This window comes from Paenibacillus agaridevorans (genome assembly GCF_003112455.1).
Classification (GTDB): domain Bacteria; phylum Bacillota; class Bacilli; order Paenibacillales; family Paenibacillaceae; genus Pristimantibacillus; species Pristimantibacillus agaridevorans.
Genome location: NZ_BDQX01000112.1, coordinates 1 through 16306 on the forward strand (window position 1 = coordinate 1; position 16306 = coordinate 16306).

A 16306-nucleotide genomic window follows, 5' to 3' on the forward strand; every position below is an offset into this window, starting at 1 on the left:
AAACTCGACGACCATTTCACTTATACGTTTCTTGACACATCTTAAGGTTTCTTGTAGACGCACCGTATTCTCCAAATTGAAATGAAACACATTACGCTCTTTGTCATAGCCGGATTCATACTCCAAGAGCCTTACCCACTGAGATAATTGCTCAATGAATAACGATGGCGATAACTTGTTGACCGCAGACTGTTCTGCATATTGATCTACAATATCCGATAGAGAAGTCATATCTTTATCATGGAAGGCCTGGAATAGTTTCTCCTTTACATTCTCCCCTTGATGAACCGCATCATGATTACAAGTAAGCGCGCTTCTTTGTGGCATCGCACCGATCGATACGTTGTCATAATAGAGTTCTCTATTGTACAGCCGCAGCTCCTCAAGAGTTTTCCCAATCTGTCCGATGCCCTGAAACTCATAGCTATACACCAGATAGGTTTCGATCTTTAAATACTCCCTTACCTTGCTTTGCAAATCTATTCCGAACTGACGGAAGGACTCACAAATATTCAAAGCCAAATTCCGTTGGTAATTCATAACAATATGCATATCTGCGCCAACATCCATAAAAACCGTAATACCAGGAAAACTGCCTGCTAATTCTTGCGCGATGTTATAGACCGAGTAATAAATCAGATGGGAGTCCTTTAGATTGTAATATTGGATTAAAGAAGATTGGTCGATATGCAGCATTCCCAACAGAAAAAATGGATCCTTCCAATCAATCCCGAGTTTCTGACCGGAATTTAATGCTAATTTTGAATGATCGCTAGAAATGATCTGCTTCCAAAACGATTGCTTTAACAAGTCGCGGTTTCTTGTTACCTCATCGCGATACGACAAGGTTTCGTTGCTATTCCTCAAGACGCCAATAAGCTTAACTGCTTTTTCAACACTACGCTTCAATGCATCTACGGTCAACTCGTCTTTTATTAAATAATCATCAACGTTTAAATGGACAGCCTTTTTTGCATAATGAAAATCCTCATGGCAGGTAAGAAAAATGATTCGTACATCGGGTTGCAACTGCTTCAGTCGATCCGCAAGCTCGATCCCGTCCATCTTTGGCATACCAATATCCGTTATAACCAATTGAGGTTTTTTATCTTGAAAAAGCTGGAGTGCCATGACTGCCGATTGAGCGGTCGCCACAACCTCTAAACCGAGCTCATTCCACTGTATGATGTTAAGCAAATATTTTAACATCGGTGCGTCGTCATCAACAAACATGACCTTATACATTACCTGATCTCCTTTCCATTACCACCCGCACTTATCGGAAAAAGAACGATAATCGATAAACCATCAAATTCATTTGATCGTAAGTCCACTTTGACTTTTGCACCATAAGTCAATCTCAGTCTGTTGTATACATTAACCAATCCAATCCGCTTATTTTGTTCATGAGATGCCTGCTCCGATTGCATCAACCTGCTCTGCAACTCATTCATTTCTGTTTTACTTATTCCAGTTCCATTGTCTTTCACTTCGATACGACAATAGCCGTCCACTTGTTCAGCGCTAATCCAAATCGCTGCATTATCCGGCAAGCCAAAAAAACCATGAATGATGGAGTTCTCAACCAAAGGCTGAAGAAAAAGTCGAGGAACCTCTATATCCATTATTTCTTCTTCAAGATGGATTTCCAATTGTATCCCCAAATCGTTGCGCATTTGCATAATGTCTACGTAATCTACCAACAATTTACATTCCTGTTTTAGGGAACACTTTTCATCTACGCGCATATAAGCTCTCAATAAGCTCATTAAGGCATCGATTTGTCTGCTGTTGACAGAGTCCCCTTCCGTCGACAAATTGCACTTTATCGAATTTAATGTGTTCAGCAGAAAATGCGGTCGAATTTGGGAAAACAAGGCGTCGAGCTCAATTATTCTTTTCTCTTCCTGCTCTTGTTCAACTTCAGCCAAAAGTAAGTTAATTTGATCGAGCATATGATTAAAGGCCAAGCCAAGTGCAGCAACTTCATCTTCTCCAATTGCAGGGAATCGAACCAGTCTATTTCCGTTCCCAAATTGCTTTGCCGTCTTTTGAAGTTTATTTAAAGGCGTGTGAAGCGTTTTTGCGATCATTACCGAAATCCCTAGGAAAGAAAGGATGCACACGGATAGTATGATCGCGTAAAAGCTAAACATCTCAGAAATCTCTGCCGTAATTTCCTCGGACGAGTACATATAGACTAGCTTCCACCCCGTTCTCGGAATGCTAGTTCGGATTTCCAACTCATGCTTGCCTTGATTCAACTCCTTCGAATAATGGTAAATTAGTTTATCATCCGAGGTATACAACTGAAATTGTCCGCTTCCGCCCTTGGCAAACGTTTGCTCGAAGTATTCATAAGGTATTCCAACAAACAACGTACCGAGCATCTTTCCATTATCGGGATCGCTAATCACTTTCATTGCAAAATAAAATGATTCCTTATCTCGGCCGTATCTCTGTTTTAAATCAATTGCTTCCATCCATCTTATGTGCCCGCTCGTTATTTCATTGCTTGGTTCGACAAGGGTTGATTGGTTTAACCACTGCATCAAGGATGGAAAATCCAAATTATTATTGGTTGCATAACTAACAAATTTATTATTGTTTACAAAGAATACTTGAGCATCAAGACCTGAAGTTTTCGAAAATGTTGTACCAAGCATCTCTGATATTCGTTTATCAATAAGATAATCCTGATAAGTCGTTAATTTCTGAACATCCTTGAAAGCCAATAAATCACTGAATAAATCACTGCCTTTTATCCCAAATAAACTCGCTGCATACATGATGTCTTCCACATTTTTGTCCAAACTGGATGCAATAACGTCAATCACATGTTGATTCGAGTCATGCACTTTATCTATGATTACATCTTTAATCAAAAAATACGAAAGCAGAGAAACAGTCGTCAGCGGGAGCAGTATAAAAACAAAAAAGGAGAGCTGCGTCTTCCTATAAAATGAAAATCTCATTAGCCAGTTCATATTATTTTCTCTCCTGACGCAAACTATTTGTATCTAAATATACCATATACAAATAATAAGATGATTGAATACAAAGTTGCTTCAGGTTATTATTCACATTAGTGAAAAAGGGACAGCCATGCGGCTGTCCTGGCTGTCCTTTCGAAATGTTACTCCTTATTTTTACGAATAATTTTATTGGCTTCATCGATCATTTGCTTCTGTGCATCCTCTGCGCTCAAATTGTAATCAAGCAAGTAATTGCTCAGCCCATTTTCTAATACCGGTTTCAGTTGGCTGGAGTACGATGTAGAATAGCTTGGATCATAGACTGTTTTTATTCTTTCGTCGAACAGTGTTGCACTTAATGAATCAACATCGATCAATCCTGTGTTATCTCCAACGAGTGCTTCAATAACTTTATTTTTATCCGACGACTTCAGACCCGGCAAATCTCGAATGACTTCCATTTGCTGTGTTAAATATTTCAAAAATTTATAGGACTCTTCCTTATGCTTCGAGGTTTTACCAATACTTGCAAAACTGCCGCCTAGGTTGGATGTCCCGATCTCCACATCTTCACTGGATACAGGGAGTGGGGCGAATACTGTCTTAAAAGTATGGGGGAACTTTTCTGTATCCTTGATCAAATTCACAACGAAATTCGCAGTTGGAATCATAGCCGCCTTGCCGCCCAAGAATTCGGAATCATAACGAAGTTTTCCTCCGATTATATCCGAAAAATACTTTACGGATTGATCATCCTTCTCCATTGCACGGCGAAGTTCAAAAAAAGATTTGAACGATTCGTCATCAAATACCGGTGTTTGATCTTTGGTCAAATAAGGATGCGGCAGCTCGGAGTACGCTGGAAAGTTCGCATATTCACCCCAGGTATGAAAAAAAGCTCCATACTGTTTACTGTCTCCGCTGCCCGTTGTTAACTTCTTCGCATAGTCGCAGAAGTCATCCCAAGTCCATCCCCACGTGGGAACAGGCAACCCGGCAGCATCCAAAGCGTCTTTATTAATTGCAACTAACCATAATTGTGAGGTATCTTGAAGTCCATATACTTTATCTTGGTATTTCGGTGTCATGAAGTACGTATCGTCTACATTAATCCCATCTTTCGCGAGATATTCATCAAGCGGTTCCAAGACGCCCCGCGCAGCCCGCTCGCTAACAAAGTCAACGTGAGAGAACGCAGTTACGTCGATTGGTTCTCCGGATGCCGCCATCAGATCCAGTTTTTTATAAAAATCAAGTGAATTCCCATTCGTAACTAATTGCACGTTTTCGACATTGATATTCGGATTTTCCTTCTCAAAGTTTTCAATGATTTGATCAATCTGTTCAATAGATTGACCAGTAGCCCAATTGTAGTAATTAATCGTTACAGAATCAGCAGAAACGGGATTATCCGTTCCGGTCGAATTTGTAGCTGCAGGCGTTACTTGATTGTTACCGCATCCGGCTAACAGCGATAATATAAGCCCGGATACCAGTGCTGATTTTACAACTTTCATGTTATTACCCCCTATAAAGTTTCGTTTAAGTACACTTTTATTGTAAACGGTTTATTTTATTTGCCGTGTGCAGTATTTCGATAACATTGTGCACTAATTCGATATCATCCTTTAATGCCGCCTCCGGCTATACCATTAATGACTTGTCTCTGCAGGATTACGAATAAAATGAGAAGCGGAATAATGGCGGAAACGGCTGCCATCATTGTAACGGCGTAACTGCTGGCATACTCGCTTTTAAAAGATTCCATGCCAAGTGTTATCGTAAACAATTTACGATCCATCAAAAAAATGAGTGGATTCTGGTAATCGTTCCATGTCCACAGGAATTTCAGAATGCCTACAGTGGCCAGAACGGGCTTGGCTATAGGAAGGGCAATTTGACAAAATATTCTTAAGTATCCGGCTCCATCAATCTTGGCCGCCTCCAAATATTCCTGGTGTATGCCAAGCATAAACTGTCTCATTAAGAATGTTAAGGTAATTGTGAAGGAACCCATCAAAATCAAGCCTGCATGAGTATTGTAAAGACCAAGCCACTTGATCATAATAAATCTCGGCACTAAGGTAGATTCGCTTGGAATAAGAAAAAATGCCAATAACAAAATAAATAGTTTATTCCTTAGCGGGAAATTCAATTTGGCAAATGCAAATCCGGCCATGGAAGCAAATAGTAAAGTCAGAATCGTCATCGTAATGGAGAGCTTAAGCGAGTTAAAGTAATTCAAACCAAAAGGGATATTCCCCATCCAGACGGTTTTAAAGTTTTCCGCAAAATTCCACTGCTGAGGAATCCATTGAATCGGAAACGCCATAACATCCTTCTCAACTTTAGAAGCGGCAGAGAGCATCCAGAGTAACGGAGATATGAACAAAATCGAAAATAACCCCAAAATGACAGTAACGATACTTCTGGTTAATATCTTTGTCCTCACGGTATCCCAACCTTTTTAAAATTGTTTTTTCTGCGCTCTCCAAGTAATCGCAGTTACTGCAGCAATGATCAGGAATAGCACCCATGATAAGGCGGATGCATAACCCATTCTAAAATTTTTGAAGCCTTCCTCATAAATATAAAACACCAAAACATTCGTTGAGTTATTCGGACCGCCTTCGGTCAAAAAGGCAATCATGTCGAATACTTTAAACGATCCGACAATAGCGGTAATACTAACAAAAAATGTCGTCGGTCCGAGCAAAGGAAATGTAATTTTAGTTATTCGTTGCAGCCAAGACGCACCGTCAATTTGAGCCGCTTCATATATATCTTCGGGAATATTCGTTAACCCTGCCAGATATATAACGATGTTATAACCGATGGTTTGCCAGACAACGACAATAATAATCGCTACTAGAGCATAGTCAGTGCTCCCCAGCCACTTTGGAGGTTCTGTTATTCCGAGATTCATTAGAATATTATTGACCGGTCCGTTCGAGGGATGAAACAACGCTGAGAACACAGTTGCTACTGCAACACCTGTCGCGATGTGAGGTATAAAGAACACCACTTTGAAGTATTCCTTAAAAAATGTCGCCGAATTAATGATTACGGCGAACAAAAAGCCAAGGAACATGCTTACCGGAACCGTTCCTAAAGTAAAGAGCAAGTTATTTTTTAGTGAATGGTAGAACTTATCGTCTTGTAGTAAATCTTTAAAATTATCCATACCGACAAATTGAATGGCTTCCAGCCCGCCTACCAAGTTCCATTCGGTGAAACTCAAGTAAAGAGAAAAAAATAGCGGGAATACACCAAGCAGCAATATGCCGAGGAATTCCGGCACGATAAACATTAGTCCCACAGCGGATTCTCTTCGTTGATTCGTCCAAAAGGATCTCTTGTAAACCGCAGGCTGTCCCGTTTCCCTGGTTATCGTTTTCAATGCCTCTCACCCTTTTCAGTCTTAGTACCTACATTATAGGGAGCTTTTATGGTACAAGGTACGTAAAAACTCTATAACAATGTGCAGTTTCTTTACCTTTAGCAGCGATATCGAAATGACAAACGGCTCGATTCTTTCAGTTCGCCGCATCGAAAAAAAAGGATGTCTCTTGCAATCTGTTGTCAGCAGATCGCAAGAGACATCCTCAACATTTTCCACAACATTTATTCACAATGCTATCTGTCCTGTTCCAACGGTATTACCATGTTCCATGTATGATCGGCATTTGTAAATTCACCTGGACCATCTGCCGTCGCAAAGAACATATGGGTAGGTTTATGATTTTGGAATAAGATAAATGGCCTCTCCAGACTTCCCATAAGCTGCTCTGCACCATCATCCCACTTGATCTTGCGCGTATATGATTTTTCCCCTTCAAGCGCTTCCCACTTTACGCCATCTGTCGATTTTGCGCAGATGCCTCCATGATACTCGCCGCAGATATTGCCGGTCATATCCTTCGCTATCATTTCGTATCCGCCCGGCACCTGATAAATGAATGGATCCTCCAAATTAAATTTCGCGGAAGGGAAAATCGTCTCATCCGATAACGCTTTATAAGGCCCTAAATAATGACTTGCGCGCGCAACTCCAAATGACATTTGATGACTATGCAAAAATGTCGAGTATGGCCTTGACTTGTAGGTTCTCGTTTTGTAAACAAGTAATACGGAACCGTCTTCATGAATACAAGGCGCCGGATTCGAGGTGAAGAAGTTATCAAATTTGCTTGGTCTAGGCTGCAATATAGGGCTGTCCAAACGCTCCCACGGTCCAAAGACGCTCTTGGAAGCAGCGATTCCAATCCGCTTGTTTGAACGCGCCACGATCACTCTTGGGTCATCAGAGTCCAGCGATTCATCCGGGGATACATCTTTGAATGGGTGCGTCGACCCCATGTAGTACAAAATATACGTATCTTTATGTTTGACAATCTGTGGATTATGAGTGCTTCTTCCATCCCAATATTCAGCTCCCCTGGAGGGCAGTACAACCTCCTCGAATTGATAGGGCCCCTCTGGAGTGTCCGATACGGCTCGTACAATTTCCGAGGCGACAAGCCAGCCAGGGTGCATTGGCATATCTTTGGACCATCTGGATGCGAACATATGAAACCGATTATCTTCGCCTTGTATAACCGAACCGCACCAAACCCAATAGCCTTCCATTCTAAAACCGCCATTTCTAGGTGCAGGCAGCATATTTTCGTAGATCATCTATAACCCCTCATATCTATATGACTTGTAATAATTGATAAATGACAGTTGCCGCTTGCGCGCGTGTTGTAAAGGAAACCGGTTTGAAAGTATGCTCGCTGAAGCCATTCATCAGACCTGCCGTTTTCATTGCTTCTACTGCCTCTTTCGCGTAGTCTGAAATGTTCGCAGCATCCGCAAAGTCCTGAACTTGCTGCGGAGATACAAGCTGCACGTTCAGTTTGGCTGCCGCTCTGTACAGTATGACTGCCATGTCTTGTCGACTGATATGCCGCTCAGCGCCAAAGCTGCCGTCACCCATGCCTTCGATGATTCCTAACTTTTGCGCCGATGCAATCGCCTTATAGCTCCATGAATCTTTGGCAACATCGGTAAAGGATGTCGTCGCGTTCTCATCTTCCAGATCGAATGCCCGAATAAGCATAGCCGTGAATTCCGCACGCGTAACTTCACTATGAGGAAGGAAAAGATGATTGCCGGTGCCGTTAACCACTTCTCTGGCAGCCAATCCCTCTATAGCATCTATCGCCCAAGCTGCACTGGAAAGATCTGCGAACGAAATATCGCGATACGCAACAGCGTACTTGCTAAAATGTTTGGCATAAAAGGATACTTTTCCTGTTTGCGGATTATATTTACCTGATTTGATTATTTCCAGCTTTTCATCATCGGTAACATAGTAGATAACTATTTTATTCGGATTCTCATCAGCTTTTATTGGATAAGGAATTTCCACTTGCACCACGTGATCCCTGAACTGATTAACTGGCTTGCCATCCATGTAGAGACTGAAATCATACACGATAGCGTCTTTGGGCAATAACTTTGAGCCGTCCGTATTCGCAACGATCAGTTCAGCTTCGGATTGCGATGATGAGCCGTTCGTCAACACATCTGCCTTCAACGTAACCGTCACAAATCCCATATCGATCACCAGGTTATGAATAGTCCCTTTCTTCAATGCTTGGATTGGCCCAAGCGGGAAGCGAAGTTGAGCTGATTTTACATCCGCTGTACCGTTTAACTTGATTGTAATCGTTTGTTTATCAGCGTTCTCGATAGCAGCTTGTAAATCTTTTTCATTAATCGCTCCGACCATTCCGCCAGCTTGAGTTATTTGGCCTGTAATTGAAATGGTAGAACCCAAGACAACAGATGTCGGAGGAGTTATGGATGAACCTGTTCCAGAGCCGGTATCACCTGGGTCTGTTGTAACCGGTGGATCCGAATAAATTGCGAAATCAGACAAGTTGGCCAAAACGTAGGCCTTTCCTGGAATGGACACCTGAGGGAAGAAAATAGTTTCCACTCCTCGATCTGTTACGCGGAAAGGATTAAATTGTTCTACTTCAACTACCGTACTGTCACCAAGTTCTGTCATATTTTTTACTTTCATGCCGTATCCCGAACCGTCTGCGAAAATCATTTGGACCCACTGCCCAACTAATGCTTCAGGATTAGAGAATTTACCTTTAACGGTAATGGTATTGCCCCTTGCCTCGGAGTCAAGCCCTGTATTAAGGGAAGCCGTTGTTGCCGCTATAATCTCAAGCTGTTGCGAGTCGTTGTTGATCAAAACATGATCTTGTGCCGCTACTTTTCCTGCCCCATATACGTAGCTGAACAGAAGTTTGCCAGTCGTTGATTCCATTCTTGCAAAAGCGATGTTGCCTGCAAAGGTGATTCCATGGAGACTGCGCTCTTCGGTGTCCCCGCTTGTGTAGATAATATCTTGGTATTTCCCGCTCTTCACAACAGCAAAGTTCGTCATCGGATCCGCATCGTCCGGGCGGAACCACTCTACCTCCGATATCTCGCCTGTTTGACCTTGTCTGAATATTTCATGTACAGCGCCATATTGCGTAATTTGAGTACTGTCAGTGACCATATTTCTTCTAACGATATGGGGCGTCACATATTTGGATTCATCTGCTTTTGTTTCGATCCTTCTTGCTGTCGGTATACTCGACAAGAATACATCCGAGCTGCTAATCCCATTCATGAATGTACGAATGGACGCCCCTGTCTGTTCTCCTGTCCAGGTCATAGAGAAACTGGAATCTCCGCTACCGGCCTTCGGATTTAACAGTTGATTCCTATCCTGGGACAAGCCTGCCGTACTGTCGATGCTAACCAAATAGTTCTGCAAATTTGCTGCACCTGTATCGGCTAGCTCGATTCCCTGAAGCTGAACATCCATATTTTCCAATTCTGCGCCGCGCTGATAAATCTCATGCGCCTGACCGCCTTGCATCCGCGTTAAATCGAAGGTATAATTGCGATTTCCGTCCAGATTAATCATCATAATCAACCTGCGATTCAAATCCGCGCCTCTGCCTTCTGGTCCCGGATTTGAGCCTTCCACAAGCTGTATTTTTTTATTATTCGTATCTCCCGAGTCGTAAGCCAATAACGCCGCCTGTGTCCGGTCATCCTCCGACACGGTATTTGCTCCGTCTTCCCTCCATACCCACGCCATATTTCTCCAATACGGCCGCATGGATGGATATCGTACGGTGGACCCGCTTCCGTCGCCATAGCTGGTTCTATTCACGTAACCTGTATACGGCAACATCTCGACTCCAGCCCCCCACAAGTCAAGGGACAAAAAGTTCGTGTGGGTATGACCGCCGGCAAAACCAAGATCAGTAGGCTGGTTCAACAGCCCGGCGTGGGTAGCCTCATTTGTATCGCCTTGGAACAGGCCGCAATAACCTAAGCCCGGCAACTCAATGTTTTTTAATCCCTTCTCGATAACCGGCAATGGCTGCGAATCGCCGGATTTTCCGTACCCGTCGTTGATCGGAATGGAAGTGCCATCCGGATAAATCAGTTTGTCAGAGCTAAAGTTACTTGTTATGTTCAGCAAAGGCCACCTTGAACTCAGATCCGTCTTATCCAGGTGGAGTCCCAGCTTATTATCCGTATAACCTTCGGGATCCGTCCAGTTTTTCAACACGTTCACTGTCGTCATCACATTACCGTAAACCTGATCGCTATAGCTGGAGGTTTGTTCATACCACATACCGTCGAACAAATAATTATCCTCCATAAGCAGCCGGTCATAGATGTCAATGACTTCACGAATCAGACCGGGGTCATTCAAAAGCATGCCCGCTACGACAGATGATCGGCCTCCATAGGGAGAAATGTTGTTTAATCGCATGCTGTTCATGAGTCTTATATTCTCGTAGGAAGCAGGTCTGAGCCATAGCTCCTCAATCACTTGTTTAACCTCTGAACCCGTAACGTCAGGTAACAGACTCCCCCATAAATCAGAGCTTATTAAACTGCCGTACGCATAAACAGCATCCTGTGGAAACTGATAGTTGCCTCCCCAAAAATTCGTATAGTCCGTGTTCACGACAATACGGGGGTAATCCAATGCTTGATAATAAAGGATAATGGCAGCCTTTCTTGCATATTGCTGGTCATTCGTAAGTTTGTGAAGCTGAGCGAATAATCGCGCATAACTTTCAAACTTGGTATGCTGATCCGGAAATGTAATGCTCGATGATGCCTTTTGGATCTCCCGGATAAAATCACTTTCATCCATTTCCAAATAGGCTTGGAGCTCGTCCGTCATGATTTGATCAAATCCGTAATTTAGTTCGGACCTGTAGGACGTTGCGAGAACCGCTGCCAGATCTTCAGAGCTTATCGCTTGTGAGCTCCAATTCGTAGCTGGTTCTTGGACAGTAACCTCGAAAGACTTGGTTATTCCACTGTATGATTCGGTTGCTGTAATTGTCGCCGTGCCAGTATTTAAAGCCAGTAGTCCGTTACCTGACATTTTTGCGACAGCAGGGTTAGAGGAAGTCCAGGTTACCTTCTCAATATATGCCTTCTCAGGGACGGTCTTGTAAGTCAGAATAGCTGCCTTTCCTTTATCCACAATGATATCGGGAAGTTCAAGATCCTGAAGGGGTTCGACGATATCGCCGACCTTCATATAAGCTATGGAAGTCCGGCTCGCTGTCTGACTTGCATTTGTGTTTTGTATAATCTTGTTTTGAGTCACACCAATGAAATTTCCCAGATCCAGATTGTTGACGGTTAACTCTCCATTGATCCACACACTATAGCGATGGTTTGGCGAGTCTACATCAACAATGATGTCATACCATTGATCAGCTTCATAGGTACCCAGCACGTTCCCTAAGTAATCTTTGACATGACCGGTCTGATCGAAATTCAGCAGGGTTGGCCATGCGGGAGATCCTGACGGCGGAGTCATACCCTTCATCTCGAAGAGCGCTCTTCTCGAATCCGTATTATTAAATTTCATTCGGGTTTGTATGCCGAACCGATCCGTTTTATTGATCGCTGACTTAAAGGTGTTCAAGCTGCTGCTGACCGCCTCCAATAAGAGTACATGATCTCCGCTTTCACTCATAAGACCTGCACGGTTGGAACCAGCTTCGGTCGCTATATAACCCACAAAGACGGAATCAACCGTTACAATATTGTTATTCACATGAAGATTATAGTCGTTATAATCTGCGTTTAAGTAGGTTGGATTGAGAAAAACAGGCGCCGGCATTGTTTCCACAGTGATATTCATTGAGGCGGTGATAGTCGGATTCTGCAAGGATGAGACCGTGATCTGTGCCGTTCCTGATCTCAATCCGGTAATTACGCCCTGATTATCAACTTTGACAATATCCGCATTGCCGGATGCCCAGTTAAAGCTCTGCTCTGTCGAATCGGATGGAGTTTTAACCAGTGTCAACTGTGCGGTTTGATTGACGTAGAAACCTCCATTCAACGATTGAATGGACAGACCCGATAGTGGAACGGAATCAAGTATCATACCTGCTCTCAAATAGGCAATTGTTACCCTGCTGGGCGTCTGGGCCGCATTTGGGTGTTGGATAATTTTATTTTGAGACACTCCGATAAAATTACCCAAATCGAGATGATTCACCATCAGCTCCCCGTTTATCCAGACACTGTAGCGATGGTTTGGCGAGTCTATATCGACGACGATGTCATACCATTGATCAGCTGCATAGGTACCCAACACGTTTCCTTTGTAATCTTTGATACGTCCAGTCTGATCGAAATCCACCAGGGTTGGCCACGCAGGCGATCCTTCCTGCGGAGTCATACTCCTTATCTCGAAGAAAGCTCTTCTCGAATCCGTATTATTGAATTTCACTCGAGTTTGTATGCCAAACCGATCCGTTTTATTAATTCCGCTTTTAAAGGAATTAATTGCAGTCGAATTTGCTTCCATATAAAACACATTGGAGCCATCGCTATCATCAGTACTCCCGGCGGAGTTACTCCCAGGAGTCGCAGAAACGGTTCCTAGAAGCTTCGAATCCAAAGTATAAACATTATTTATCGCTGTGGGAACGCTTACATTAAAATCGATGTTTGTGAAGTCTCCAGCGATGATCGCAGGCGCCCTTTGCTCTTCTGCCGCTGCTGCTGTTAACACAGGAAGAGCAGGTACTACCAACAATAACGACAGAATTATAAGCATGATTTGTTTTCCAACCTTCATAAATACCCTCCTATTTCTAGTAGATGAATGACAACACGGATAAGTCCGCCGCTCTTATGCTTAATATACATGCAGAACGCCTCTGCCAATATGTATTTTCTTTACCTAATCGTGCACTATTACGACTGGATATCCCTTCCACATTCCATCCTGATTTTAAAGTCAGGGCTTTTAATCATCATTTTTATGTCTTCGTACTCCAATACGCCTAAAAAACCTGACGCATCCACACGTCAGGTTTCTTCTTTGTACGATTAAGTTTGAGCAGCAGCCGAATCCTCTTCTTCCTCCCACTTGGCATCCGCCTCTCGCTGCTTGCGGAACACGATGCCTGACAGAAAAACGCTGAATTCGTACAGCAGCACGAGCGGAATAATGACCAGGATGTCAGATATGAAATCCGGCGGAGTGATCGTAACGCCGATTATCGCCATAATAAAATAGGCAAGTCTGCGCATCTTGCGCAATCGCAGAGGATTGACGATCCTGATCGCCGTCAGGAACATAATGACAAGCGGCAGCTCGAACAGCAGCGAGATCGGGATCAGGATGCTGAACATGAACGTAAAGTACTGAATGATCCCGTACGTTTCCTCCAGATTCAAGTGTGCCGCAACCGTACGCGTGAAGTTAAACGCAAGCGGAAACACAACAAAGTAAGCGAACGCGAGGCCAGCCAAAAACATAATCAGCGCAAATGGCACGTATTTTAACGTGGATCTCTGCTCAATCGGTCTCAGCGCCGGCTTTACAAATGCCCATAGCTGATAGGCGGTAAACGGAAGCGTGATCACTAACGCTATGACAAGAGCAATCTTCATGTACATGCCGATGCCATCCCATAGAGAAAACGTATGTAAGGTCATCGTATTGGCCGGTTCCAGACTCATCAAATAATTATACAAAGGCTGCGCCGCCACTAAACCGAGCACGAGTCCCAGCGTTAATACGATTAAAATATAGATCAGGCGTTTACGGAACTCGCCCAGATGCTCCAACAACGGCATCAGGCCATCTTCCCGAAGCAAACCTTTGTCGCTATTCTCCCTCACCTTGTCGCCGGCTTTCATCGGTGAATTCGACTCTCCTTTCGACATGCTCCCGCAAACATTCTTCGATTTCAAGAAAAAAGCGGGTCCGGTTATTCCGGAAGCCGCTTGTTCGTTTTCTCCGTATCGGGTGCTGTACTTACTTCCACTCTGCTTTTGTCCTTCGCATCGCTGTCATCCATAATCTCGCGCGCTCCCGACTTGAATTCGCGAAGCGTCCTGCCGAATGCGCGGCCGAGCTCGGGAAGCTTGTTAGGTCCGAATAACAGCAAGGCGATCAGGACCAATAAAATAATGCCCCCTGCACCAATTCCGCTCATAATTAAACCTCCTTTATTTGAGTATTGCCCATCCGTGCGAGAAACCAGCTTCTTAAGCTGCCCGCCAAACCTCTGCCGCAGAATTGCCTGCGATGTTAACGCGACAGCAAGCCGCCATATCCCAGCGGCACTATATCAGCCTTCGTAATCGTGTCCCCTGCGAGAATTCGCGGGAGAAGCACGTCAAATGAGGTGTAAGGGTCATGCATGACGCAGCCCGGAAGTCCGAGAATAGGAATTCCTTGTATGTAACCCATGAGCAGCATAGAGCCCGGAAGCATAGGCGTTCCGTAGCTGACGATATCTGCGCCCGCTTGACGAATGGCGCCAGGCGTCCGGTCATCGGGATCAACGGACATGCCGCCTGTCACGAGTATCATATCATACCCTTGCGCCAGCATAAAGTGTATTTCCTTGACAATTACTTGACTATTGTCGGGGGCAAAACGCTGCTCCGCCACTTCGGAGCCTAACTCCGCCAGTTTGGCAGCAACAGCGGGACCGAATTTATCCTTTATTCGTCCCTCGTACACTTCGCTTCCCGTCGTCAGCAGCCCCGCTCTCGCCTTGCGGAGCGGCCTAACGCGCAGCGGCGCCGCTCCGTCATGTTTGAGGCGGTACTGTCTGGCCAGTCTCTCCACTTCCGCCACTTTCTCCTTGGGCACGACCAGTGGAATCGCCCTTGTAGCCGCGACAGGATTTCCTGGACGGACCACGGCATGCCGCTTGACCGTCGCAAGTGCGATCTCTCCCAGCGCGTTTACTGCGTCCACGATATCCTTGTCTATCTCGGCCAGCCCGAGTATTTGAGACTTCAAGCTTACCTTGCCCTCGTGGGGTTCTGTAAGCACGAGCTGCTCGTCGGCAAGCGCAAGAGCCATTGCTAGCGCGGCATCGTCTTCGTGCAGTTCGCCATCGCCAAGCTCGAGAATGTAAATATGCTCTTTTCCGATATCGAGCAGACTTGGAATGTCGGCTTCGGAGATGAGATGTCCTTTTTTGAACAGTCTTCCCTTGAATTGACCGGGAATAATCTGCGTCAGATCATGCGCCAATCGCAATCCCACGGCATCATATACGGACACTTCTCTCAGCAGCGACGTTCCTTGCCGAATCGTTTTTTGCTCCAGCTCCGTCTGCTCCATGCTTCGTTCCGTCATCCGCTATGCTCTCCAAGCTGTCCCGACAGAATGCCGAGCGCATGAGGCAGCTGGTCCATAACAGCCATCAAGCTCTCATGAACGCCCTTGGGACTCCCAGGCAAGTTGATGATCAAGGAGTTGCCGCGAATGCCGCATACGCCGCGGGACAGCATCGCCCTTCTCGTCTTCTGCAGCGCGCCTATTCGCATGGCTTCCGCGAGCCCCGGAACCTCCCGATCGATCACCTTAAGCGTCGCCTCAGGCGTAATATCACGGGGAGCGAGGCCCGTCCCTCCGGTCGTCAGAACAAGATCCGCCTGGAAATACTCCGTCATCTCGATTAATGCCGCCATAATTTCATCCTGCTCGTCCGGTACGATCCGATAATCGACGATGACGCCGCCAAGCTCCTCCTCCACCAACTCGCGAATAACCTGAGCGCTCGTATCCTCCCGCTCCCCGCGCGATCCCTTGTCGCTAGCCGTCAATAACGCAACCTTCCACTGCATATCCCATTCCTCCCGTCCCGAATGTCCCACTATTCTCTACGCTTCCGCTATAAAGGTAGTTCAAAAAGTCCGCTTTTGATCACGAAGTAAGCCAAGAAGCGTACTCGACATCGAATATGGAA

Annotated in this window: 11 protein-coding genes; all 11 read right to left on the reverse strand. The window is 44.9% G+C overall.

Features of this window, described 5'->3' with window-relative positions; translation table 11 throughout:
- Positions 1-1245 (reverse strand): response regulator (locus tag PAT3040_RS11815; RefSeq protein ID WP_146200407.1); only part of this gene is annotated, 1245 nt, incomplete at its 3' end.
- Positions 1245-2987 (reverse strand): sensor histidine kinase, encoded by a 1743-nt coding sequence (locus PAT3040_RS11820; protein ID WP_108992818.1) that lies wholly within the window; start codon positions 2985-2987, stop codon positions 1245-1247. The genes PAT3040_RS11820 and PAT3040_RS11815, both read right to left, overlap by 1 nt.
- A gap of 149 nt (positions 2988-3136) precedes the next feature.
- Complete coding sequence (locus PAT3040_RS11825; protein WP_108992819.1) at positions 3137-4492, reverse strand: ABC transporter substrate-binding protein; 1356 nt, start codon at positions 4490-4492, stop codon at positions 3137-3139.
- 104 nt (positions 4493-4596) lie between these two features.
- Positions 4597-5415, reverse strand: a complete 819-nt coding sequence (locus tag PAT3040_RS11830) for a carbohydrate ABC transporter permease (protein ID WP_373863939.1) — start codon at positions 5413-5415, stop codon at positions 4597-4599.
- 27 nt (positions 5416-5442) lie between these two features.
- Positions 5443-6285, reverse strand: a complete 843-nt coding sequence (locus tag PAT3040_RS11835) for a carbohydrate ABC transporter permease (RefSeq protein ID WP_108992824.1) — start codon at positions 6283-6285, stop codon at positions 5443-5445.
- A 326-nt stretch (positions 6286-6611) separates the two neighbouring features.
- The gene (locus tag PAT3040_RS11840; protein WP_181376574.1) at positions 6612-7652 is read right to left on the reverse strand and encodes a glycoside hydrolase family protein; all 1041 of its coding nucleotides are present in this window, start codon (positions 7650-7652) and stop codon (positions 6612-6614) included.
- A 16-nt stretch (positions 7653-7668) separates the two neighbouring features.
- Complete coding sequence (locus PAT3040_RS11845; RefSeq protein ID WP_108992820.1) at positions 7669-13164, reverse strand: S-layer homology domain-containing protein; 5496 nt, start codon at positions 13162-13164, stop codon at positions 7669-7671.
- Between the two features lie 254 nt (positions 13165-13418).
- Complete coding sequence (tatC, locus tag PAT3040_RS11850; RefSeq protein ID WP_108992826.1) at positions 13419-14171, reverse strand: twin-arginine translocase subunit TatC; 753 nt, start codon at positions 14169-14171, stop codon at positions 13419-13421.
- A 134-nt stretch (positions 14172-14305) separates the two neighbouring features.
- A complete protein-coding gene (gene tatA / locus PAT3040_RS11855; RefSeq protein WP_108992821.1) occupies positions 14306-14533 on the reverse strand; it encodes a twin-arginine translocase TatA/TatE family subunit in 228 nt (75 codons plus the stop codon).
- 95 nt (positions 14534-14628) lie between these two features.
- A complete protein-coding gene (locus PAT3040_RS11860) occupies positions 14629-15678 on the reverse strand; it encodes a molybdopterin-binding protein (RefSeq protein WP_258234948.1) in 1050 nt (349 codons plus the stop codon).
- Between the two features lie 11 nt (positions 15679-15689).
- On the reverse strand, positions 15690-16184 hold the full coding sequence (locus PAT3040_RS11865; protein WP_087571141.1) for a MogA/MoaB family molybdenum cofactor biosynthesis protein: 495 nt from the start codon (positions 16182-16184) through the stop codon (positions 15690-15692).
- Positions 16185-16306 lie beyond the last annotated feature (122 nt).